Source organism: Mycobacterium sp. NGS17 (genome assembly GCF_059813205.1).
The window spans coordinates 1-256 of the sequence record NZ_JCALED010000059.1 but is presented as its reverse complement, the minus strand read 5'-3'; the positions used below and the strand labels follow the sequence as shown (position 1 = coordinate 256).

General features: G+C 68.4%; 1 protein-coding gene. It reads right to left on the bottom strand.

Annotated features, from left to right (window positions below; all coding sequences use genetic code 11):
• Window positions 1-256, bottom strand: a 256-nt coding sequence (locus tag AC5Y7E_RS24350) for a condensation domain-containing protein (RefSeq protein WP_499950975.1), incomplete at both ends; no start/stop codon positions are given.

Here is a 256-nt window from a genome sequence, read left to right as displayed (position 1 = left end):
AAACAGGGTGGCCCGCAACAAGACCTCGCGACTGAGATCAAACCTGTGCTGTGCGGCGGTGTTGACCGCCTCGGCCAGCTGCTCGGCCGGCCAGCCGCGGGCATCGATGACTTCCCACCCCACCTCGACTGACTCCGGGGCCAGCACCACCTGCTCGGGGATCCCCTGCGGCGCGGCGAACACCGTGCGCAGCGATTCATGCCGACCCACCACATCGGTCAACGCCGCCTGCAGCGCCCCGGCATCCAAATGCCCA